The following is a 20,142-nucleotide window of genomic DNA, read 5'->3' as shown; positions in this document are numbered from 1 at the left end:
GCCTGCTACGGGTGCAGGAGCAGGCCGGAGACCCGCGTGAACGGGTTGCCCGCGTAGCTCACCACGGCCCCGTCGGCGAACGGCATCGCCCGGATGCTCATGCCCGCGAACCCCTGGTCGGTCACGAACCAGCCCCAGGTGGTCACCCACGGCCGGTCGTCGCCGGGCACCACGTCGGGCGTGGGCCGCACGCGTTCCTGCACGACGTACGGCCGGCCGGCGACGTCGTCGAGCAGCTCGGCCCACTCGCGGTCGGTCATCAGCCACCCGGGGTGCACGCCGGCGCCGGCGAACCCGCCCGCCGCCTTGAGGATCAGCTCCTCGCGGTCGGCGCGCAGCCGGTCGCGCGGCACGTCCCGCAGGTACCGGGTCCAGGGCACCAGCCGGTCCACCAACGCCTTCTCGTCGTCGTCCAGGACTTCGCGGTGCTCGGACAGCAGCGCGATCGTCGACTTGCTGCCGTAGTAGTAACTGGACAGCGGCGTGTACAGCTCCGTCTTGTGCCCCTTGGTGAGGATCTCCGCGTAGCCGACGGCCTGGGTGGCCGAGAAGTAGCGCACCACCACGTCCAGCTTCGTGCCGCGCAGGTGGAGGTGGCCGTTGCGCTCGGTCAGCTCGTGCAGCTCGCCCAGCAGCACGTCCGCGCCCAACCTGGCGCAGGTCTCCCGGAAGCTCTCGAACCCCTTGGCGAACCTGGTCAGCATCCCGCCCTCCTCGAGGAAGGCGATGGTGCGGTCGCGGCCGACGGCGTCGAGCAGCTTCTCGAGCGGGTGGACGTAGCCGAGGTCGTGCTCGCGGACGAACGGCTGGAAACCGGGGTCCTCGTGGATGACCCGGGACAGCTCGCCCAGGTCCGGGCCGCCGAGCTGGGAGCCCGCGTTGACCTCCAGCAGCCGGAACCGGTCGCCGACCCGGTAGATGTCCGCGCGGCCGTGCATCGGCGGCCGGTCGGCGCTCATGAGCGCGGCCTCGGCGGGCGGGATGCCCAGGGCTTCGGCGAACCGCGTGAAGCTGCCGCCGAACATCCTGCCGGGTAAGGAGAAGAGGAGCCGGAAGAAGTCCAGGAGGTCCGCGGCGACGTCGTGCGCGGTGGGCTCGTCCAGGAAGAACGGCCGGTCGACCAGCCGGTGGCCGTAGGCGGCGCGCAGGGCGGGCGGCAGGTCCAGCCGCCCCATCACCCCGTGCAGGCTCTCGTCGTCCAGGTACGCCTGCGTCACGTGATCGGTCACCGTCGCCGCTCCTCCGGGGTCGTGGGTCGGCGCACATGATGGCGGAACGGCCGGCGCCCGAACACCCGTCGGCGGGTCAGGACTGCGGCAGCTTCACGGACTTGCGGCGGCGGGGCGCGGAGGGCGGCGGCACGACCGGGCCGATGTCGCCGTCGGGTGCCTCGTCCAGGTCGACGACCACCGGGGCGTGGTCGCTGGGTCCGGTGCCCTTGCGCGCGTGGCGGTCGACCCACGCGGCCTCGACCCGTGCGGCCACCGGCGTGGACGCCAGCACGAGGTCGATGCGCATGCCGAGGTCCTGGTGGAACATGCCGGCGCGGTAGTCCCAGTAGGTGAAGACCCGTTCGTCGGGCCACCGGTCGCGCACCACGTCGCGGAGCCCGAGCGCCTGCAACGCCGCCAGCGCCTCGCGCTCGGGCGCGGTCACGTGCGTGTGGCCGATGTAGGCCGCCGGGTCGAACACGTCGGCGTCCGCGGGCGCGATGTTGACGTCACCGCAGACCACCACGTCGTCGGGGCCCGCCGCCACCACGTCGCGCAGCGCCGCCAACCAGGCCAGCTTGTAGCGGTAGTGGTCGGAGTCGGGCGCGCGTCCGTTGGGCACGTAGACGGAGTGCACCCGCACCCCGCCGCACGTCGCCGCCACCGCCCGCGCCTCGGGGTCGGGGAAGCCGGGTTCGTCGGCGAGGCCGCGGACCACGTCGTCCAGGCCGACGCGGGACAGGATCGCCACCCCGTTCCACCGGGCCTCCCCGTGCACCGCCACCTCGTACCCGCGGGCGGCCAGCTCGTCACCGAGGAGCGTCGTGAAGGCGTCGTCGGCGAGCTTCGTCTCCTGCAGGCAGACCACATCGGGCCGTCGCTGGTCGAGCCACGGCAACAGCCGGGGCACCCGCTGCTTGGCCGAGTTCACGTTCCACGTAGCCACCCGCACAGGCCCACGGTAGTCCGAACGGACCGGCGGGACGCACCGACGAGGGCCTGACCAGCACCTGGAGCCCCAACCACCACCGCCGCGTGACCGCACCCACATCCCCGCCACCACCACCCGGCTCACCGCGGGTGCCGGCGTCGGTAAGCTGTCGAGCACGGGCTGCTAGCTCAATTGGCAGAGCAGGAGACTTTTAATCTTCGGGTTCAGGGTTCGAGTCCCTGGCGGCCCACCAGACTCGAAGGTCACGGCGTGGGTCGGGGGGCCGGTGATGGCCGAGAGCCCCCATCCCACTCCTCACTTACGCGGATGACCGCTCCGAGCGCGTCGGCCGCCGTCCGGATGACCGGTGACCACGCCGACGTCCTGCGCCGGCGATGCCAGGAAGCACCCGGGCAGGTGAGCGATCTGCCCCGCCGCCAGACCGGCATCGTCCAGCAGCGTGGCGACCGTCCTCCGAGAGGTTCGGGAAGTCACCCATTCGTAGCCCGCTCACCCTGATGAGCGGCTCCCGCGCAATGCTCTTCATCGCCTACGCCGAGCAGGTAACCACCTTCGACTTCGGGTGCTCGCCGACCTCGGGCAGCCAGACCAACCGCGCCCTCAACTGGTGGCGCTCGCTGCTGAACAGGTGCAGCGCGTTCTCCGGCTTGCCCAGACTCATTCGGGAGCGGTCATGAACCGAGAAGACCTCCGCGCGGTCCTCCAAGGCGAAGCCCCACCCGGCGACCCAGCCGTCCAGTCGTTCACCGAACTCCTGCACCACCGCGAACACCCGTGGCACGGAGGCGAACACCATCGTCTCCAGCAGGGCCGCGAACTCCGGCTCGTCGCACAACGGCTTCAAGCCGTCGACCTCGCTCACCGATCGACTTCTTTCTCATCGTCGCCGGCGGGAACCGTCAGCGCGTTCACTTCGTCGGGCGTCGTGCCCACCAGGGCGCTCAAGTGCTCGAAGTCGAGCGGCGCGAGCCTTGTCAGTGCCTCGCAGCGGTCGGCGAACCGCGCGGCCGACTCGGCCAGCTCACGCGCGAAGCTGATCGCGAGCTGCGCCCCACCCTCACGACCGGCGATCTGCACCGTCAGTCGCGCGTCACCGGACGAAATCACCAGGGACGGATGCCCCTGCGCCCGTTCCACCAACGCCGACTCCGCGTCTTCCTCCGGCTGGAGGAGCAAGTACATCCCCATAGGTTCGACCTCCGTGCACACCTCGGACCTGCTCGACCAGATTCACACGGAAGGAAGACCGATCCCATACCAATGACCGATGGGATATCGCCGCCGCCACTAACAGCAGGTCAGCACAGTAATCATCGAGTTACACTGCGGAGTCATCGCGGGTAAACCAAGGGTTGGACAACTACGTGACGACACCCAAACGACGCTGCCGCGCGTGTGACACCCTGCTGGCCAGTGACAACCGGAACGAACGCTGTAGCCGCTGCACCGCGGCTTTCGCGCTCCACGCACCGACGCTGCCACCCGAGTTCTGGGCCAAGCCCACCATCCGCGAGGCGTTCGAGTCCCGCAACATCGGCCAAGTCTTCCGCGCCTACCGCCAGGCCCAGAACCCGCCCGTCCCCCAAGCCACCCTCGCCACCTGGCTCGACCTCACCCAAGGCCGCGTCAGCGAAGTCGAACGCTCCCGCCGCCCGGTCACCGACCTCGAACGCCTCGAACGCTGGTGCGACGCCCTTCACGTCCCGCGCCACCTGCGCTGGTTCGACGGCACCGCGCGCGAAGTCCACGACCTCCGCAACCTCTACGCGAGCCGCACCGTCGACCCCAGTCCGGCCTACTCGCCCCACCAGTCATGGGCGCCGATCGACCAGCCACCACCCCAGCCCGCTCACGAGCTGGACATCGTGCAAGTGGGCATCCCACGCCTACGCCGCGCCCTCGACATCCTCGACCTGCCCGACGACGGCCCCACACGAAGCCTCCCCGAGCTGGCCGCCGACGTCGCCCGCATGAACAACCATCGCCTCGAAGCCCGCTACGGCGAACTCGTCCGCCACCTACCCGCCCTGATCGGCGAACTGGCCCGAGCCCGCCAACTCCTCGACCCAGCCAACCGCCGTCACGTCGCATCCCTGCTGACCCTGGCCCTACGCGCCGCCGACGGCGTGGCCTACAAGTACCGCTACTTCGACCTGTCGGCCCGTCTCATCGACCTCATGCGCGCAACAGCGACCGAGGCCGACAACCCACTCCTGCGCGCAGCAGTCGCCTACGTCCGCACCGAAACGTTCTTCGCCAGCGGCGACCTCCACACCGCCGCCCGCGCGCTCGACTACGCCGCGGACCAACTCCCCACCCGCGACCTGAAACAGGCACCGACCGCAGCCGCGTTCGGCGCACTCCACATGCGAGCCGCGGTCGTCGCCGCCCGGGCAGGCAAAGCCGACATCGCCGCCGACCACCTGCTCACCGCCCGCTACGCCGCCCACGCCGCACCCGAAGGCATCTACCACGGCACCGCCTTCGGCCCAGCGTCTCTGCGCATCCACGAGCTGGCCGTTGCCGCCGAGCTGCGCGACGCCGCAGGCATCCAACGAGCATCCACCTGGTACCCGCCCGCCGAGCTACCCGCCGAGCGCCGGTCGCACTACTACATCGACCTGGCCCGAGCCCAACTCGACCTCGGCCGCCACGAAGACGCCTACCTGTGCTTGCAGGCCGCCCGCCAGGCCGCACCTGAACACGTCCGCGCCCACCCGCAGGTCCGCGAAGCCCTGTCGGTTCTGTTGCGCACCCACCCGTCACTCAGCTCCGGCCTACTCGACTTGGCCGCCTGGGCGGGCGCTCGCTGAACGGCTACGTCTCAGCCGTTCGCCAGCAACTCCGGCAGATCGTGCAGTGAGTCGATGACCCAATCGGCATCACGACGCACCAACGGGTCATCCGCCCACAGATACCCCCAAGGCCCACGCCGGATCAACGCCGTACGTAGCCCAGCCGCCTTCGCCGCCACAACGTCGTTGTCCCGGTGATCACCGACGTAGAGCACATCACCCGCCACCGCTGCGGGCGTCATCTCCACCACCCGCTCAAAGAACTCCGCCGTAGGCTTGGCCACACCCCACTCACCAGACGTCGCCAACCCATCCACCGGCAACCTCAACCGACGCAACAACTCAGCCGCCCGAGCAGTCTGGTTCCCCGCCACCCCAACCCAGACCCCCAGCTCCCTCAACCGCGTCAACCCCTCCCGCACATCCGGGTACAGATCACTCTCCTCGATCCGCTCCCCAACCCCAGCCTCCTCCCGCAACCGCCGCTCACGGGCCACATCAAACCTAGGCCGGAAGTACTGGAACGTCTCCGCGTTATCCCGCCCCGCCGCAGTCACCGCCCCAAGCACCGTCGAGAACGTATGTCGAGACACCCCAATCCAGTCCGCCCAAGCCCCCCACTCCCGCGAGTCGTCCAGCAACGTCTCACCCACGTCAAACACCACCGCCGCGACCATGCCCTACTCCTACGCCATCGCCGCTCACCACGCGACCGTGGCATCAGCCTCAGCGCCTGCTGGTTCGGCCTGACCACGGTGTTCAGAGTTTCTTTTCTTCATCAAGGCGGACCCTGGCGGGGCCGCTCGGCCGCGCTGCGTGTCCCCGCTCGCCAGGTCCTGATCGGCCCCGTCCCTGTGTCGCTCGGGCAAGCCCGGCGACGAGGGTAGGGCCGGGACCGGGCGAGCGGGACAGCGGCCGACCGACCCCGCCAGGGTCCGCAAACCCAAAGATCATGTCCTCGCCGGACGGGCAGGCCAGCAGGATGACCGGGAGCCGTCGGCAGCTCGCGAACCAGCGGGGACCGGGTTTCGTGTCATCCCGCCGACCTCCACGAGGGCAACCACACGCGTCAAGGGGGCAAACCCAGCCCAACCATCCCGTGTGGACGGAAGGTGCCCCCTTGACACGCGTGGTTGGGGCGAGCCAGGTCGGCGGGATGACACGAAACCCTTCTCCGAGGAATAAGCCAGCAGCACTTCAATTCGACATGTGAACCGACAAGTTAAGCCGTTTTAGGTAAAGCGGATGACCCGACCGGAGAACAAAGAGGGACACCTTACTAGTCACGCATCAAAAGCTCGAAAGCACCTCTACAGAATTCGCTATTGTGCTCAACCGCACGATAGAGTGCGACCTTCCAATAATGTGATCCGTATGTGTCTCTTAGCTTTTGTCCGTGTGCATGGGCGACTCTGGAAACCTCTTCATGACCTTTATCGTAGAAAGCCTCCCGGAAGCTCTCATGCCGCTGAATTAGCTCCTCAGTAGCCGCCCATGAGTAAAATTCTGCGAGCCGAAGCTGTTCGAACTGCACAGCTAGATTCGCGTATAGTTCCTGCGGTAATTCACTGTTCACATCGAAGTCAATCACCAGCACGTCGTCGACGGCGTCGATATACACTTCCAATACTTGAAGTGTTGCATCGATCTCATCTAGATAGGCATGAACGAAACGGCCGCCGTTGCCTGCGCTCGTGAAGTTCGATTTCCGATGATTGCAGTCCATGCAGGCGGGAATGAGGTTTAAGGCGAGAATACTGAATTCGGGATACTTATCCCGCGGAAGGTAATGGTCAAGGGTTGATGCCTGTCGTTCGCCGCACATAGGACACCGACCGTTGAAAGCCGTCGTCAATATATCATCACGAAGATCCGCCAGCGGCCCACTGGCATACGTTAAATCGTAGTTCGATTTGAGAGCCATTATCGTTTCGTCGGCGAATGAAAGCGGGCTTAGCTTGGATGAGGAGCCACCTGACCCTATATATTCGCTATACGCATTGAGCACCTCCGCGCGGGCCGCAAGAAGTGTTTGCTTAGTAGCGTTCGCTTTTCGTCTCGACCGTGCTGTGTCGTAGTCGGTGATAGGATCTCTTCGTGGACGCGACGCAGGTAAGATCACTTGCGCCTCCGCCGCTGTATACGAAGCACGTAGGCACGCGCTTGCATACTCATATCACCGTCGAAAAGAGCTTCGATCTCCTCTATGGTCTTCGTCTGAGCGAGCTTCTCAAGTGCGGCATGATAGTCTGTCTTCGTACTGTCCAAGTCAAAAATATTGGTTGTAAGGTAACCAACATTTTCACCAAACGTTTCAACAAGCGGATTGGCGACTTCTGTTTGTTGCCCAAAACGCCTTAGTATGCGCACATGACGACGTGGGATCTCTTGCAAAACCACAGGTGAGTGCGTCGCAACAACAGCGTATGAGTTCAATTGGCTCAAGGTTTCACTGATTGCGCGCATCAGAGCAGCCAGGAGCGATGGATGCAGGTGCGACTCAGGCTCATCGATCAGAACAAGCGACCCTTGATCACTGTGGCCAATCATCTGAACGATGATATTCAGGGCAATCTTGTGCCCTGTACTCATATGATCAAAGTATTCTCGCCAGTCGTCCCCCATTACAGCAAATAGCGGGTCCAACCCTATTCTGCCGAATGATGGCTCTTCGCGGATGATATTAACCGCATGTCGAACTATATGACTTCTTTTCTTTGATCGAATGAGCGAGAGCGCTCTCGCGTATTCGTCTGTGAGCTCATCGATAGTTTTGAGACCACGAGGAGCATGCAAGAACGGGCCATCTGCGTCAGCGTTAGAGCTAAGATTCTGCTGCTCTGATTCTTGCTCGGGAGTCCACTTCCGCAGTCCACAGTACGCATAGCCAAAGACTTCGCCCGTCTCCTCCAGACGTTCTCGAGCTAGCTCGCCTTCCCGATTCTTCCAGAAGGCATCAGGCAGTACAAAAGTGTCGAAAGCACTGTAGGAGATGGCAATGACGGAACTAAATACTACAGTTCCGGAGCTCGCTATCGTGCCGACGTGATCGTACGTTTTTCGTTGGGCGGTATCACTAGTAGCAACCAGGGCGATGTTAGCAAGCAACTGCGTCTTGCCGGTCCCGTTATACCCGATTACCGCATTTACGCGGTCCGGAAGTTCACCGGTTCCGCCGAAGTTGAAATTGATCGCGAAAGGTTTTCCGCCAACATTGGTGTTGAAGGTGAAGCCGAAGCCGGATTCCTCAACGATATCGTCCGTATCTCGCAAGAGACTAAACGGCGGATGGGTTAGAAGCCTCTTAGCCCTGTTCGTGCGCGCGACCGAAGACATGAAACCACTCTCGCTCCGGAAAGTATTACGCACGTTAGGATTGAAGATAACGTCTCTAAGTGCACGGAGCAAAGAAACTGCGATTTCCGTTGGTAGAGTATTCACCTTGTCGTAGTAAGCATAGCTTTGACCTAGCGAGCAGTACTCGTTCCCCAGTTTGTCGAAAATCCTGCTCGGCACAGGAGTTTCGCCACTTGGTTGATTCTTCCGAAGAATCTTTACTTCACCAATGTCGATCTCGTCATTAGCTCCAAGGAAAAGAACCAGGGAAAACATCGTACGGAGTCCGTCGTCGTCCCACTCGTCGCGCGTTAGAACAGCGAGCGGGAACCCCGCACGAGGGATAGACTCACCGGGATTCCGGACAACGAAGCTAAGTTCTGACCCACGCTGCAAGGGAGGCGACTCCACTTGAAACAAATCGTCGCTCTGACCGATTACAATGAAATCAGGAAGTGACTGCGCGAACGGTTCAAGCAGGTGTTGTGAATGTGCTCCTACAATAGCAGCTTGCGGCCGCCACCGAGCGAGCCTTCTTGTCAGAACCAGTACTTCGGCGTCCGGCCTTTGACCAAATTTGTACCGTTCAATCGCAGCGATAGAACGAGTTAACGGTTCATGAGGCGGCGGTTCCACGAGAGCTACAAGCAATCGTGCGTTTCGCGATCTCTTAGACTGATCGAAACGAACCGACGCGTTGCCCGCTTTCGAAATATACGCTGTGTAGATAAGGTCTGGATGCAGTTCCAACAAACGGGCAAGGTAGTGCTCGAATGGACGGTACTTCGTGATGCTCTTCGCCGAGTGGTCGACCTCCTCAAGGAGGCGATCCATCTCCTCAAGATGCTGGCTCATGTCGGTGAAGTCAGTCACAGCAGGAGCGTACCTGTTACAGGAACGATTGGAGGAGCAACCACGACAACCCGCACGAACGTGGGCGTGCCCATCGAGTGTTGCCTGTAGGTTGCCCTGATCCCTGCCCTGCTAGACCACCAGCCGGCGGCTTGAAGGCCCTGTCAGACGCACATACTCGGCGAGATCCTCGCGGAAGCCCGGGTGTCGACCTAGGTTGGTCTGCTGCAACCTGCTCCAGAAACCACTTGCAGCCCTGTGTGAAAGTGGTAGGCAAGCCTGCAAGTTCAGCAAGTCGAGTAGATGTGTGTACTGAGCTTTACGAGGAAATTCGCTGAGTGCTGCGCTGTAGACCCTTCCGTTATCTCCCCAGGCCGCAGTAGGCCAACCCGCCTTCCTGGAAAAAATGGTTCCTTGCACGTGGTCGAACGATCCAGGGCTCAAAAGCCTTTCAGCCACCCACTCGGATACGCCCACAGTAACCGCATTGCCCACCAGCTTCCAACGTGCGCCGTTTCGGCGGCCGTCGTCCGCTAGATTCGTCCATCCACGATTGAATCCTTGCAACGCTTCGCAGTCCTCAATACTAGGGATAATAATGTGAGGATTACTCGCGCCAGGGAGCCATACTGCAGGAGGCGAAGGAATCCCTACGGCTGATCCTCCTTTTAGGGTCGGTGTAGCATCTTGGGCCCATCCCACTCCAGAACGACCTTCGGTCCAGTAGAAGCCATAAGCATTCTCCGCCAAGCTTGACTCATCGAGTGGTTCCGTATCATCAGCGAAGAGTACTGCCCGCGGATCATCTGTGCATGAGGCAAGCATAATAACGCGACGCCGCCGTTGAGGTACGCCAGTGAACCGCGAGTCGACTACACGATATGCCCAGCGATACCCGAGCGCTTCAAGCTCGTTAACGAGGTAAGCCATCGCCTCGCCACGGTCCAAGGTAAGCATATTAGGGACATTTTCGATTAGCACCCAAGGCAGACGACGGCCCTGTCGCTTCATCAGCTCAAGCATCTCGAAAACATGCGCTACCAATCCCGATTGAGATCCTTTGATGCCAGCGGTGCGACCAGCCTGAGATAGATCAGTGCATGGAAAACCGGCCGCCAGGACGTCAAGGTCATCAGGAAGGTCGCGGAGATGCTGTACATTGGGATGCAAATCGACGTCCGGGAACCTCCCGCGCAGGACTCGCTGTGCGGGCTCCCAGTTCTCGCACAGCAGGACCGTGTCAAGCTTGCGTCCGAGGACGTTGCGGAAGCCGAGCTCGATCCCACCGATCCCGGCGAACAGTCCCGCCATCCGGAACGACCCCGACACGCTGCCTCCTGCAAGTAAGGTCTGTAAGACCTGTAAGACCTGTAAGATCAAGCCGACCTTACAAGAGATCACAGCAAAACTCGAGTTCCCACGCACAAAATTTGACTGGTCTCACATGAAGGACACGGGCGGGTGATGCTCCCTGCGCACGACCGCCATGCCGACTGAGGGTCGAGTTAACCCACGCTCAAGTCGGCGGCCGAGCACGCGGAGACCGAATGGGTTCCCAAGCTGTTGACATGTTCACCATAGAGCGCACCCGGCGGACGCGTCAGGTCGCAGTCCGCCACCGCAACACCAGCAGTTACACTCAGGGCCCAACGGTCGCTCACGCCGCGCTGCTTGCCAGTCCGCCGCGCCATGCGCAGCCGACAACGGCGCCCATGTCCGTCTGCCGCTGCATGCTTCTGCATTGTCTCCATCCGCTTACTGACTGTCACGATGTCCACGTTTGGACTCGCCCTGACCGGCCTCCGTCAGCTTCCACGTCATCCACCCGGCCCGCTGCCGGGCCCTGCGCGTCAGGTACGGCGAAGGCTCACCTGCCCGCCACGGGCACCTGGGCGCTGGGCACATCAACCTCGGAGCCACACGCGGAGGTACGTCGTGCCCGTCCAACCGCTGACACAAGCAGAAGCTTCGCCCGCAGACTTGACCGAACGGTGAAAACCCTCGGAACCCACCATGTGCACAACGAACCTCAGAGGGCACCAACCGGTCCAGAGTGTGAGCATTACGGGCAAGTGGCAGCGGTAAGTATGCCCTCCGATCGCAAGATCGACGCCCTCAGCTACCCCCGATAAACGACGATAGAGAACTGTATCGTTCGATCCACAGTGGCCGTTCGCGCTCGGAAATCTTGCAGGTAGCGGAGGGTACTGGAAGGTGTCGACAGACTACGAAAGGGGAAGATCTACAATCTTCGGGTTTAGGGTTCGAGTCCCTGGCGGCCCACCAGACTCGAAGGTCACGGCGTGGGCCGGGGCGGGTGGTGGCGGAGAGCACCCGTCCACGCCTCGCTTACGCGGATGACCGCTCCGAGCGCGTCCACGGCCGCACGTCCGGGTGACCGAGCAGGTCGGTGATCTGCCTCGCCGAACCGTACCGCGGAAGAACGGACCGCCGCGATTTACCGCCTTCGAGCGCCTTTCGGGCGGCGCGTCACCATTGTCGGGCGGAATCGTTCGGAACCGCGCCGGATATGTCTCAATCGATCACCGAGTCCTTTCGACGTGCGCGAGTTCGGGCGCGGAGGCGTGGAGAACCCACGTCGTTTGAAGGATCGACGAGTTCTCCGTCTGTCCCCCACCCCTCGCAGGACGTACCGTCGGACAGGTGGACGAGCCCAGCCGAGATGCCGCCGACCCCGCACGATCCACCGACGAGCACGGGGGCGCTGCCGACGCACGGGACCGGGCCGCCGACGAGCGGGATCGGGTCGCCGACCAGCGGGATCGCACTGCCGACGAACGGGACCGGATCGCCGACGAGCGAGACCGGGTGGCCGACGAGCGGGAGGCGCGTGCGGATCTCCGGGAAGACGAGGCCGGGCGGCGGGAAGCGGAGATCACGGACAAGAACCGGGTGCTCCGCGCCGACGTGGAGAGCCGGATGCGCAGCAGTGTCGACACCCTCGACCTCGCCCAGCACGCCATCCACCGGTCGCGGGAGCGGTTGGACCGGTCCACCTCGGCCATGGATTCGTCCATGCGGCGCACGGACCGGGAACAAGCCGAGATCAACCGCGAGGTCCGCCGCAGCGAAAAGGAACTGGGCGAAAAGGACCCGGGAGAAAGTTCCTGATCGTTGCCACGCGCAGGCGGGCGAACGCCGACTGGTCGTCCCGGTTGGACCGGGCGGGGCACCGGGCTGCCGCGCCGTGGGACGCGTCCAGGACCAGGCGCGCCTCGTGCTCGCCTGCAAGAAGGGTCGCCAGGGTCCTTGGATGGAACACCGGAAGGGCTTGCGAACCGGAAATCGGTGCCCATTCCCGGGCGGTACGGCGCGTCTTCGGCGGTGACTTCCTGCCGACTCCACCGGAACGGGTGATCGCGGTGGCGGTGGGGGGTGATGGTCGATAGGGAGTGGTCATGCACTTCGCAGTGGCACTCGCTCTCGCGGCCTCGTCCTTCACGGTCGTGTCGGGGGAGCTCACCAGTTACGACGCGCGCGTGCCGGAGGGTGCGCGGGCCTCCGTGATCGCCGCTCCCCTCGGCGGCGGCACGGTCGTGGTGTTGCGGGTCAGCGGGCTGCTGCCCGACCGCGACTACGGCGCGCACGCGCACGTGAACCCCTGCGGGCCGTTGCCCGCCGACGCCGGGCCGCACTACCAGCACGTGCCGGGTGGTGCGACGGACCCCGCGTTCGTCAACCCGCGCAACGAGATCTGGCTCGACTTCACCACCGACCGCTTCGGGCACGGCGAGGCGCGGGCGCACGTCGGGTGGCGGTTCGACGAACGGCGGGCCAGGTCGGTGGTGCTGCACGAGGAGCGCACGCACACCGATCCCAGGCATGCGGGCACGGCCGGCGCGCGGGTCGGTTGCATCACCGTCCCGTTCTGACGCGCGCCGAATCGTCGTACCCCGCCGGCATGCTCCCACCGTGACGACCACCGCCCTGCGGCCCTGGTCCGAGGGTGATCTCGGGCTGCTCCGCCGGCTGAACGCCCCGGAACTCACCACCCATCTTGGCGGCCCCGAGACCGACGACCGGGTCGTCGAACGGCACGGGCGCTACCTCGTGCCCGGCGACGGCCGGATGTTCCGCGTCGAGGTCGGCGGCACGCCCGCGGGCGCCGTCGGGTACTGGGCCAGGTCGTGGCGGGACGAGGAGGTGTGGGAGGTCGGCTGGAGCGTGCTGCCGGAGTTCCAGGGGCGCGGGGTCGCGTCGGCGGCGGCGCGGGCGGTGGTCGAGGCGGCGCGGGCGGAGGGCACGAGGCGGGAAGCGCACGCGTTCCCGTCGGCGGACCACGCGGCGTCCAACGGCGTCTGCCGGAGAGCCGGCTTCGCGCTGCTCGGCGAGGTCGACTTCGAGTACCCGCCCGGCCGGTGGATGCGGTGCCACGACTGGGCCGTCGTGCTGTGACGCCGGCGACGGGCTGACCGCCGGCCCGGGGCGATCGCGCGGTGTGGTGCCCACCACTACCCGCGCTGGGCGACAATGGACGGCGATGTCCACCGCCCTGCACGCCACCCAGCCCCTGACGATCGGCCGGTACCCGGTCGATCCCGCCGTCGTGCTCGCGCCCATGGCGGGCATCACGAACGTGGCCTTCCGGCAGCTCTGCCGCGAGTTCGGCAGCCCCACGTCGTTGTACGTCTGCGAGATGATCACGGCCCGCGCGATCGTCGAGCGCGACGCCAAGACGATGCAGATGATCACGTTCGGCGAGGGCGAGAACCCCAGGTCGATGCAGCTCTACGGCGTCGACCCGAAGTCGATGTCCGAAGCCGCGAAGATCATCGTCGGCGAGGACCGGGCCGACCACATCGACATGAACTTCGGCTGCCCCGTCCCCAAGGTGACGCGCAAGGGCGGCGGCGCGGCGCTGCCGTACAAGAGGCAGCTGTTCCGCGAGATCGTGCGGGCCGCCGTGCGCGCCGCCGAACCCGCGGGCGTCCCCGTGACGGTCAAGTTCCGCATCGGCATCGACGACGAGCACCTCACCTACCTGGACGCCGGCCGCATCGCCGAGGACGAGGGCGCGCGGGCGGTGGCCCTGCACGCCCGCACCGCCGCGCAGCGCTACTCCGGCCGCGCCGACTGGTCGGCCATCGCCCGCCTCAAGGAGGCCGTGACGAGCATCCCCGTGCTCGGCAACGGCGACATCTTCAGCGCCCGCGACGCCCTGGACATGGTCGCCCGCACCGGCTGCGACGGCGTGGTCGTCGGGCGCGGCTGCCTGGGCCGGCCGTGGCTGTTCGGGGAGCTGCAGGCCGCGTTCCGGGGCGAGCCCATCCCGCCCGGCCCGCGGCTCGGCCAGGTCGGGGACGTCCTGCGCCGCCACGGCGCGCTGCTGGCCGACTTCCTCGGCGAGGACAAGGGCCTGCGGGACCTGCGCAAGCACGTGGCCTGGTACCTGAAGGGCTTCCCGGTCGGCGCGGAGCTGCGCCGGTCCCTCGCCATGGTCTCCACCCTCGCCGAGCTGGACGACCTGGTGGGGCGGCTGGACCCCGACCTGGAGTTCCCGGACAACGCCGACGAGCCGCGCGGCCGGCAGGGCTCGCCGGGCAAGGTCGTGCTGCCCGAGGGCTGGCTGGACGACCCGGAGGACGCGACCGTGCCGGTGGGCGCCGACGAGCTGCACTCGGGTGGCTGACGTGGTGGTCCGCGCCGTGGCGGCGCTGGCCTGCGCCCTCGCGCTGGCCGGGTGCGGTTCGGCGGTCACCGGCGACGCCCGCCCCCTGCGCGTCACCGACGTGGAGCGCGAACTGGTGTCGGGCTACTTCGCCGACCTCAACGAGGCGGGCGGGCAGGGTCCGGACGAGCAGCACGAACTGCTCCAGGACACCCAGCACCCGGACTTCCGCGACCAGGACTGCCGCCTGCCCGCGGGCACGATCGAGGTGCAGCCGACCCTGTCGACGCTGCGCCTGGACCCGGCGTGGACGCCGCCCGGCGCGGACGAGCACCCGCGCGGTGTCGTGCTGGTCGTCGCCGTGACGCTGACCGTCGTGCAGGAGGGCTCCCAGGTCGGCAGCCAGATCGGCTCGCAGCACGTCGTGCTGCTCAACGGGAAGGCGTACGGCTTCGCCCCGTGCGTCAATTGAGGCGAGGCGGGACACCGCGAACACGCTGGGCTACCTTGCGGCCGGTTCGATCACCGAATGTCACTGGTTCGGAGCAGTGCACGGTCAACCAGTCGAGGGAAATCCCTCTGTGACGCGTCCTGCCGGCTCAAGCGTCGCCTCGTATCAGACGACACCTTGGCAAGGAGGGAGGTGAGCGCGATGACCGCACTGCGACCCGAGGTCGCCGAATCCGACAGCGAAGGCCGGCCCGCAGGAGGCGTGCCCACGTCCGAGAGCGAGGGCACCGGCCTGGTGCAGCTGCACGAGTCGATCGCCGCGCTGCTCGCCTCCCGCGGCCAGTGGCGGCAGGCCTACCAGCACCTCCGGTCGGCGTTCGACCTGGTCTACGCCGACCAGGACGACCTGCCGCACGTGCCCGAGCAGCTGCGCCGGGAGGTCGACCGGCTGCGCCGCGAGCACGCCGAGGCGCGCGAGCAGAGCCTGCGCGACAGCCTCACCGACAGCTACAACCGCCGGTACCTGGACGAGCGACTGCTCGACATGGTCGCCCAGCGCGGCTCGACCGCGTCGGGCCTCGCCATCGCGTTGATCGACCTGGATTGGTTCAAGCAGGTGAATGACACGTTCGGGCACCTCCTGGGCGACCGGGTGTTGCAGCGCGTGGTCGAGTTGCTGCAGGAGGAGCTGCCGGAGGGCGCGTTCTGCGCCCGCTACGGCGGCGAGGAGTTCGTGCTCGTGCTGCCCGCGGTGGAGCCGGTGACGGCCGTGGAGATCGCCGAGTCGGCCCGGATGCGTGTCGAGCGTCACGCCTGGGCTTCGCTCGCCCCGGGTTTGCGAGTGACCGTCAGTATCGGGTTGGCCTATGAGCCGCCCGCGGCGGACTCGCCGGCGCGCCAGCCGGTCGCGCCGGAGCAGCAACTGCTGCGCGCGGACAGCCTGCTCTACACCGCCAAGCAGTCAGGACGGAACGCGGTGGCCTACCGGGACAACGGCCGCGTGCGCCTGGCGGGTGCCGCTTCCGGGCGACGGGGCATAGCCGAATCGCGGGTCGTCGGTTACTGACACCGAACCGTAACTCACCCTTTCGGACGTAGTCTGCTGAGCGCAACCGAGTACTGCCGACCCCTGTATCACCGGGAGTGGTCGTCAGGACTGGCCGTCATCCGTAGTATCGCCAAGGCAAGTGACACGCCGTTGGTGCAACCACTGTGTCCTTGCCGTCGTCAACTCGTGATGACGACCCACTAGTGACCGAAGCTGAAGGGAGACCGGGTGCCCGACGAGCCCCGCCGTGGCGGCCCCGGACCCGGAGGTGACCAGGCCCCGCAGGAAGACCAGCCGACCGGCCGTCGCCGCAGGTCGCTGGACGGTGGCGGGCTGAGCGTGTCCGATCTGCTGGAGCAGCACAGCCGCACGAACATCCCACGCCCGGTCCCACCCGGTCCTTCGGACACCGGCCGGCGCGCCGCGCCCGAGCCGGAGCCGCCCCGCGGACCCGCGCCCCAGAACGGCAGGCACGCCCCCGAGGGCACCGGCCGCCGTGCCGCGCCGGAACCGCCGCGCAGGCAGGCCCCGGAGGACACCGGCACCCGCCCCGGGCCGGCTCCCGCGAACGGCACACCGCCGGCGACGGGCCGCCGCGCCGCCCCGGACGACTTCTTCACCCCGGGTGGCGAGGGCACCGGGACCCGGACGCCCCGCCCCGGCACGGGGACTCCGCGCCCCACGCCCGAAAGCACCGGCACGCGAACGCCCCGCCCGATGCCGGAAGGGACCGGCACGCGAACGCCCCGCCCCATGCCGGAGGGCACCGGCACCCGGACGCCACGGCCCGCGCCGGAGGACACCGGAACCCGTCGCCGCCCCACGCCCCCACCGCCCCCGGCCGGTTACGCGGGTCCCCCGGAGGGCGTCGACCCGAGGCGTCCCGCGCCGCCGCCCGTCGAGGCGCTCGGCGAGCCGAGCAGGCGCTTCCCGGCCAACGGCCCGCAGGACCCCGCCGCACGACGGTCCGCCGAGGGCACCGGCCGCCGCGCCCGCCCGGACGTCCCGGCCACCCCGACGGGCCGACGCGCCGCGCCGGACGCACCACGACCGGAGGCCTTCGAACCCGGCGCGCCGCGCCGCCTGGCGGACGGGAGCGGGCCGCGACCGGAAGACCCGGCCCCCGAAGGGCCCCGGCGCTCCGCGGAGGGCACCGGCCCGCGCCAACGCCCTCCGGCCGGACCTGCCCAACGCCCCGGGGAGTTCGCGCCCGAACCGCACCGCCGGGTGCCCGAGGGAACCGGCGTGCGCCGGCGCCCCGACGACCTCGCGCCGGAACCGCCGCCCCGCACGCCCGACGGCAGCGGCCCGCGCCGGCGGCCGGACGACGCGCCTCGGCGCTCGGCCGACGGCACCGGACCCCGTCGACGGCCGGACGACCTCGGTCCCGAGCCCTCGCGGCGCCTGCCGGACGGCACCGGACCCCGTCCGCGGCCGGACGACCTCGCACCCGAACCACCGCGCCGCATGCCGGACGGCAGCGGGCCGCGCCAACGACCCGACGAGGTCGGTCCGCCCCGCCGCGTCGCGGAAGGAGCGCCCGCCGAGGGCATCGGGCGGCGGCTCGCGGACGGGCCACCGCCCGGCGAGAACACCGGCCGCCGCGTCCGACCCTCCGTGGACGGTCCCCGTCGCCTCGCCGAAGGCGGCGGTCCCGTTCCCCCGCCCGGAGACAGCCCGCGCCGCCTCGCCGAAGGCGGCGGTCCTGTTCCCCCGGTCGGAGACAGCCCGCGTCGCCTCGCGGACGGCAGCGGGCCGCACGACCTCGCCGGCGCGCCGCACCCCGGTCGGCGCCACCGGCCCGACGAACCCCCCGTCGACCCGCGCCGCCCGGCCGCCGTCCCGCCCGGTGACGAGCCGGTCGGCCGCCGTCCCGACGGCAGCGGACCCCGCAGGCTCGCCGACGGCCCACCCCCACCGGTCCCGCCGGGCGAGGGTCCCCGCCGCCTGGCCGACGGCCCGCCGGTCGACGCGCCGCACGCCGACGCGCCCGGGCGGCGGTTCGCCGAGGACCCGGCCGACGCGGCACCCGTGATCGCCGACCGCCTCGGCGGCGGACCCGGCGGCCCGGAGCCGCGCGAGGCCATCGACCCGGCGAGCCTCACCACGGAGATGGAGGTCATCAGCGACGACGTCAAGAAGCGCCGCGAGGTCGACCACACCCTCGCCCGCTTCTCCGCCGTCCACGACGAACTCGCCGAGCAGGAACGGCTGCGCAAGGAGCGCCTCCAGAAGCTCCTGCCGTGGAAGGTCGACCACGACGAGGACGCCACCGAGTACGCCTCGCCCGTCGACGTCCCCGACGAGGAGGGCCCCCGCCGCGGCGGCCGCACGGTCAAGCACAGCAAGATCGTGCGCACCGTGAAGGTCGTGTCGCTGGCGGCCGCCGTGCTGGTGTTCGTGTCCACCGGCCTCGGCTGGGGCGCGATGTTCTACATCGACAGCAAGATCACCGAGATCGACGCGCTGAACGCGAACTCCGCCGCGGTGCACGAGGCGGAGAAGCAGCTCGGTGACGAGAACTTCCTCATCGTCGGCTCGGACACCCGCGCGGGCGCGAAGCCGCAGGACGGCGTCGGCGACGCGAACGTCGAGCCGGGCGCGCGCTCGGACGTGCTGATGCTCGCGCACATCCCGGCCGACCGGAAGCGCATGGTCGTCGTCTCCGTGCCGCGGGACCTGCTCGTCAAGCGCCCCCAGTGCGAGAAGTGGGACCCCTCCACCGGCCAGTACTCCGGCGAGCAGGCCGAGGCCGAGGACGGCGTGAAGGCCAACGAGCCGTACGCGGTCGGCGGGCCGAGGTGCGTCAGCAAGTTCATGACCGAGCTGACCGGCCTGGAGATCAACCACTTCATCAGCGTCGACTTCGCCGGCTTCAAGGGCATGGTCGACGCCATCGGCAGCGTCCCGGTGTGCGTGCCCAAGCCGATGAAGGACGACGAGCTGGGCGTCATCTTCGACAAGGCCGGCCGGTTCGAGATCGACGGCAGCAAGGCCCTGCTGTACGTGCGCGCCCGCAAGGTCGCGGGCGAGGACAAGACCGACTACGACCGCGTCAACCGGCAGCAGCAGTTCCTGTCGTCGTTGCTGCGCAAGGCGTTGTCGTCGGAGATCCTGCTGAACCCGGGCAAGCTCAACGCGTTCCTCAACGCGTTCGCCGCCTCCACCGTCGGCCAGAACATCGGCGTGAACGACATGCTGACCCTGGCGCAGTCGTTGCGCAGCCTCGAAGCGGGCCGCGTCACGTTCGTGACGATCCCGCACGAGACGTCCGAGGGCGAGACGCTGTCCAACGACGACAACCTGGAACTGTTGAAGGAAGACGACACCAAGGCGTTGTTCCAGGCCATCATCGACGGCACGCCGCTGCCGGACGAGACCCCGGACGACACCGCCGGCAACCCCGGGCAGACGCAGGCGTCCGCACCGCCGGCCGGGCCCAAGCAGGGCAAGGTCGTCGACCACAAGGGACTCAAGGTCCAGGTGCGCAACGGCGACCCGGACAACGGCGGCGCCGCCACCCGCACCACGAACGCGTTGCGGGCGCTCGGTTACGACGTCGTGATCCCCGGTGACGCGCCGCCCGCCGAGAAGACCGTGATCCTGTACGGCATCGGCGCGGAGGACGCGGCGGCGACGCTGCAGTCGTCGGTGCCCGGCGCGGCGCTGCAGTTCCAGGCGAACATGGGCGGCGCGGTGCAGCTGCTGATCGGCCCGGGCTGGGACGAGGAGATCCGCGCGCCGCAGACCGGGGGCGGCGAACCGGGCAAGGCCACCGCGCCCGTGGACCTCCCCGTGGTCAACGCGGGCAAGGACCCCTGTGCGTAGGGCCGACTGGACGTCATGGGTTCACCCCGGGTTCACCGGGG

The 20,142-nt window shown here is 67.5% G+C and carries 16 protein-coding genes and 2 tRNA genes; 10 read left to right on the top strand and 8 right to left on the bottom strand.

What is annotated here, in order from left to right; genetic code table 11:
• Window positions 1-5: 5 nt before the first annotated feature.
• Together ACIGNX_RS07280 and ACIGNX_RS07275 are read right to left on the bottom strand one after the other, a co-directional pair.
• Window positions 6-1,229 carry a hypothetical protein gene (locus ACIGNX_RS07280; RefSeq protein ID WP_396537298.1) on the bottom strand — a complete coding sequence of 408 codons (1,224 nt, stop codon included), beginning with the start codon at window positions 1,227-1,229 and terminating at the stop codon, window positions 6-8.
• A 76-nt stretch (window positions 1,230-1,305) separates the two neighbouring features.
• Window positions 1,306-2,163, bottom strand: coding sequence for an exodeoxyribonuclease III (locus ACIGNX_RS07275; protein WP_396537296.1), 858 nt, complete (start codon window positions 2,161-2,163; stop codon window positions 1,306-1,308).
• Window positions 2,164-2,319: 156 nt separating this feature from the next.
• Between ACIGNX_RS07275 and ACIGNX_RS07270 the strand changes: the two genes are divergently transcribed.
• Window positions 2,320-2,395, top strand: a tRNA-Lys gene (locus ACIGNX_RS07270).
• A 297-nt stretch (window positions 2,396-2,692) separates the two neighbouring features.
• On the opposite strand, the gene ACIGNX_RS07265 is transcribed toward ACIGNX_RS07270, so the two are convergent.
• Window positions 2,693-3,025 carry a hypothetical protein gene (locus ACIGNX_RS07265; protein WP_396537294.1) on the bottom strand — a complete coding sequence of 111 codons (333 nt, stop codon included), beginning with the start codon at window positions 3,023-3,025 and terminating at the stop codon, window positions 2,693-2,695.
• Window positions 3,022-3,345, bottom strand: a complete 324-nt coding sequence (locus ACIGNX_RS07260; RefSeq protein ID WP_396537292.1) for a hypothetical protein — start codon at window positions 3,343-3,345, stop codon at window positions 3,022-3,024. The genes ACIGNX_RS07265 and ACIGNX_RS07260 overlap by 4 nt, the downstream gene beginning before the upstream one ends.
• A 170-nt stretch (window positions 3,346-3,515) precedes the next feature.
• Here ACIGNX_RS07260 and ACIGNX_RS07255 point away from each other — a divergent pair, with 170 nt between their 5' ends.
• Window positions 3,516-4,976: a helix-turn-helix domain-containing protein gene (locus ACIGNX_RS07255; protein ID WP_396537290.1), complete on the top strand. Its 1,461-nt coding sequence runs from the start codon at window positions 3,516-3,518 to the stop codon at window positions 4,974-4,976.
• An 11-nt stretch (window positions 4,977-4,987) separates the two neighbouring features.
• Here the strand turns inward: ACIGNX_RS07255 and ACIGNX_RS07250 are convergent, their stop codons facing one another.
• The 4 genes from ACIGNX_RS07250 to ACIGNX_RS07235 form a co-directional block, all read right to left on the bottom strand.
• On the bottom strand, window positions 4,988-5,635 hold the full coding sequence (locus ACIGNX_RS07250) for an HAD family hydrolase (RefSeq protein ID WP_396537288.1): 648 nt from the start codon (window positions 5,633-5,635) through the stop codon (window positions 4,988-4,990).
• A gap of 602 nt (window positions 5,636-6,237) precedes the next feature.
• Complete coding sequence (locus ACIGNX_RS07245) at window positions 6,238-7,080, bottom strand: HNH endonuclease (protein ID WP_396537286.1); 843 nt, start codon at window positions 7,078-7,080, stop codon at window positions 6,238-6,240.
• Window positions 7,077-9,167 carry an AAA family ATPase gene (locus ACIGNX_RS07240; protein WP_396537284.1) on the bottom strand — a complete coding sequence of 697 codons (2,091 nt, stop codon included), beginning with the start codon at window positions 9,165-9,167 and terminating at the stop codon, window positions 7,077-7,079. Before ACIGNX_RS07240 ends, ACIGNX_RS07245 begins: the two co-directional genes overlap by 4 nt.
• 111 nt (window positions 9,168-9,278) lie before the next feature.
• Window positions 9,279-10,475 (bottom strand): DNA cytosine methyltransferase, encoded by a 1,197-nt coding sequence (locus ACIGNX_RS07235; protein WP_396537282.1) that lies wholly within the window; start codon window positions 10,473-10,475, stop codon window positions 9,279-9,281.
• An 873-nt stretch (window positions 10,476-11,348) separates the two neighbouring features.
• On the opposite strand from ACIGNX_RS07235, the gene ACIGNX_RS07230 reads away from it, so the two are divergent.
• From ACIGNX_RS07230 to ACIGNX_RS07195, 8 genes are all read left to right on the top strand, one after another.
• Window positions 11,349-11,432 (top strand) — tRNA-Val (locus ACIGNX_RS07230).
• A 378-nt stretch (window positions 11,433-11,810) separates the two neighbouring features.
• Window positions 11,811-12,278, top strand: a complete 468-nt coding sequence (locus ACIGNX_RS07225) for a hypothetical protein (protein WP_396537280.1) — start codon at window positions 11,811-11,813, stop codon at window positions 12,276-12,278.
• 287 nt (window positions 12,279-12,565) lie between these two features.
• Window positions 12,566-13,039, top strand: a complete 474-nt coding sequence (locus tag ACIGNX_RS07220; RefSeq protein WP_396537278.1) for a superoxide dismutase — start codon at window positions 12,566-12,568, stop codon at window positions 13,037-13,039.
• Between the two features lie 40 nt (window positions 13,040-13,079).
• Window positions 13,080-13,562 (top strand): GNAT family N-acetyltransferase, encoded by a 483-nt coding sequence (locus ACIGNX_RS07215; protein WP_396537276.1) that lies wholly within the window; start codon window positions 13,080-13,082, stop codon window positions 13,560-13,562.
• A gap of 85 nt (window positions 13,563-13,647) precedes the next feature.
• Complete coding sequence (gene dusB / locus ACIGNX_RS07210; protein WP_396537274.1) at window positions 13,648-14,796, top strand: tRNA dihydrouridine synthase DusB; 1,149 nt, start codon at window positions 13,648-13,650, stop codon at window positions 14,794-14,796.
• On the top strand, window positions 14,789-15,247 hold the full coding sequence (locus ACIGNX_RS07205) for a hypothetical protein (protein ID WP_396537273.1): 459 nt from the start codon (window positions 14,789-14,791) through the stop codon (window positions 15,245-15,247). Before dusB ends, ACIGNX_RS07205 begins: the two co-directional genes overlap by 8 nt.
• Window positions 15,248-15,427: 180 nt before the next feature.
• On the top strand, window positions 15,428-16,291 hold the full coding sequence (locus ACIGNX_RS07200) for a GGDEF domain-containing protein (RefSeq protein ID WP_396537271.1): 864 nt from the start codon (window positions 15,428-15,430) through the stop codon (window positions 16,289-16,291).
• A gap of 1,227 nt (window positions 16,292-17,518) precedes the next feature.
• Window positions 17,519-20,101 (top strand): LCP family protein, encoded by a 2,583-nt coding sequence (locus ACIGNX_RS07195; RefSeq protein WP_396537269.1) that lies wholly within the window; start codon window positions 17,519-17,521, stop codon window positions 20,099-20,101.
• The last annotated feature ends 41 nt before the right edge of the window (window positions 20,102-20,142 follow it).

This window comes from Actinosynnema sp. NPDC053489, from assembly GCF_044544865.1.
In the GTDB taxonomy this organism is placed as follows: domain Bacteria; phylum Actinomycetota; class Actinomycetes; order Mycobacteriales; family Pseudonocardiaceae; genus Actinosynnema.
Note: the sequence above shows the minus strand (reverse complement) of the source record. Positions and strands in the feature narration are given on the sequence as shown.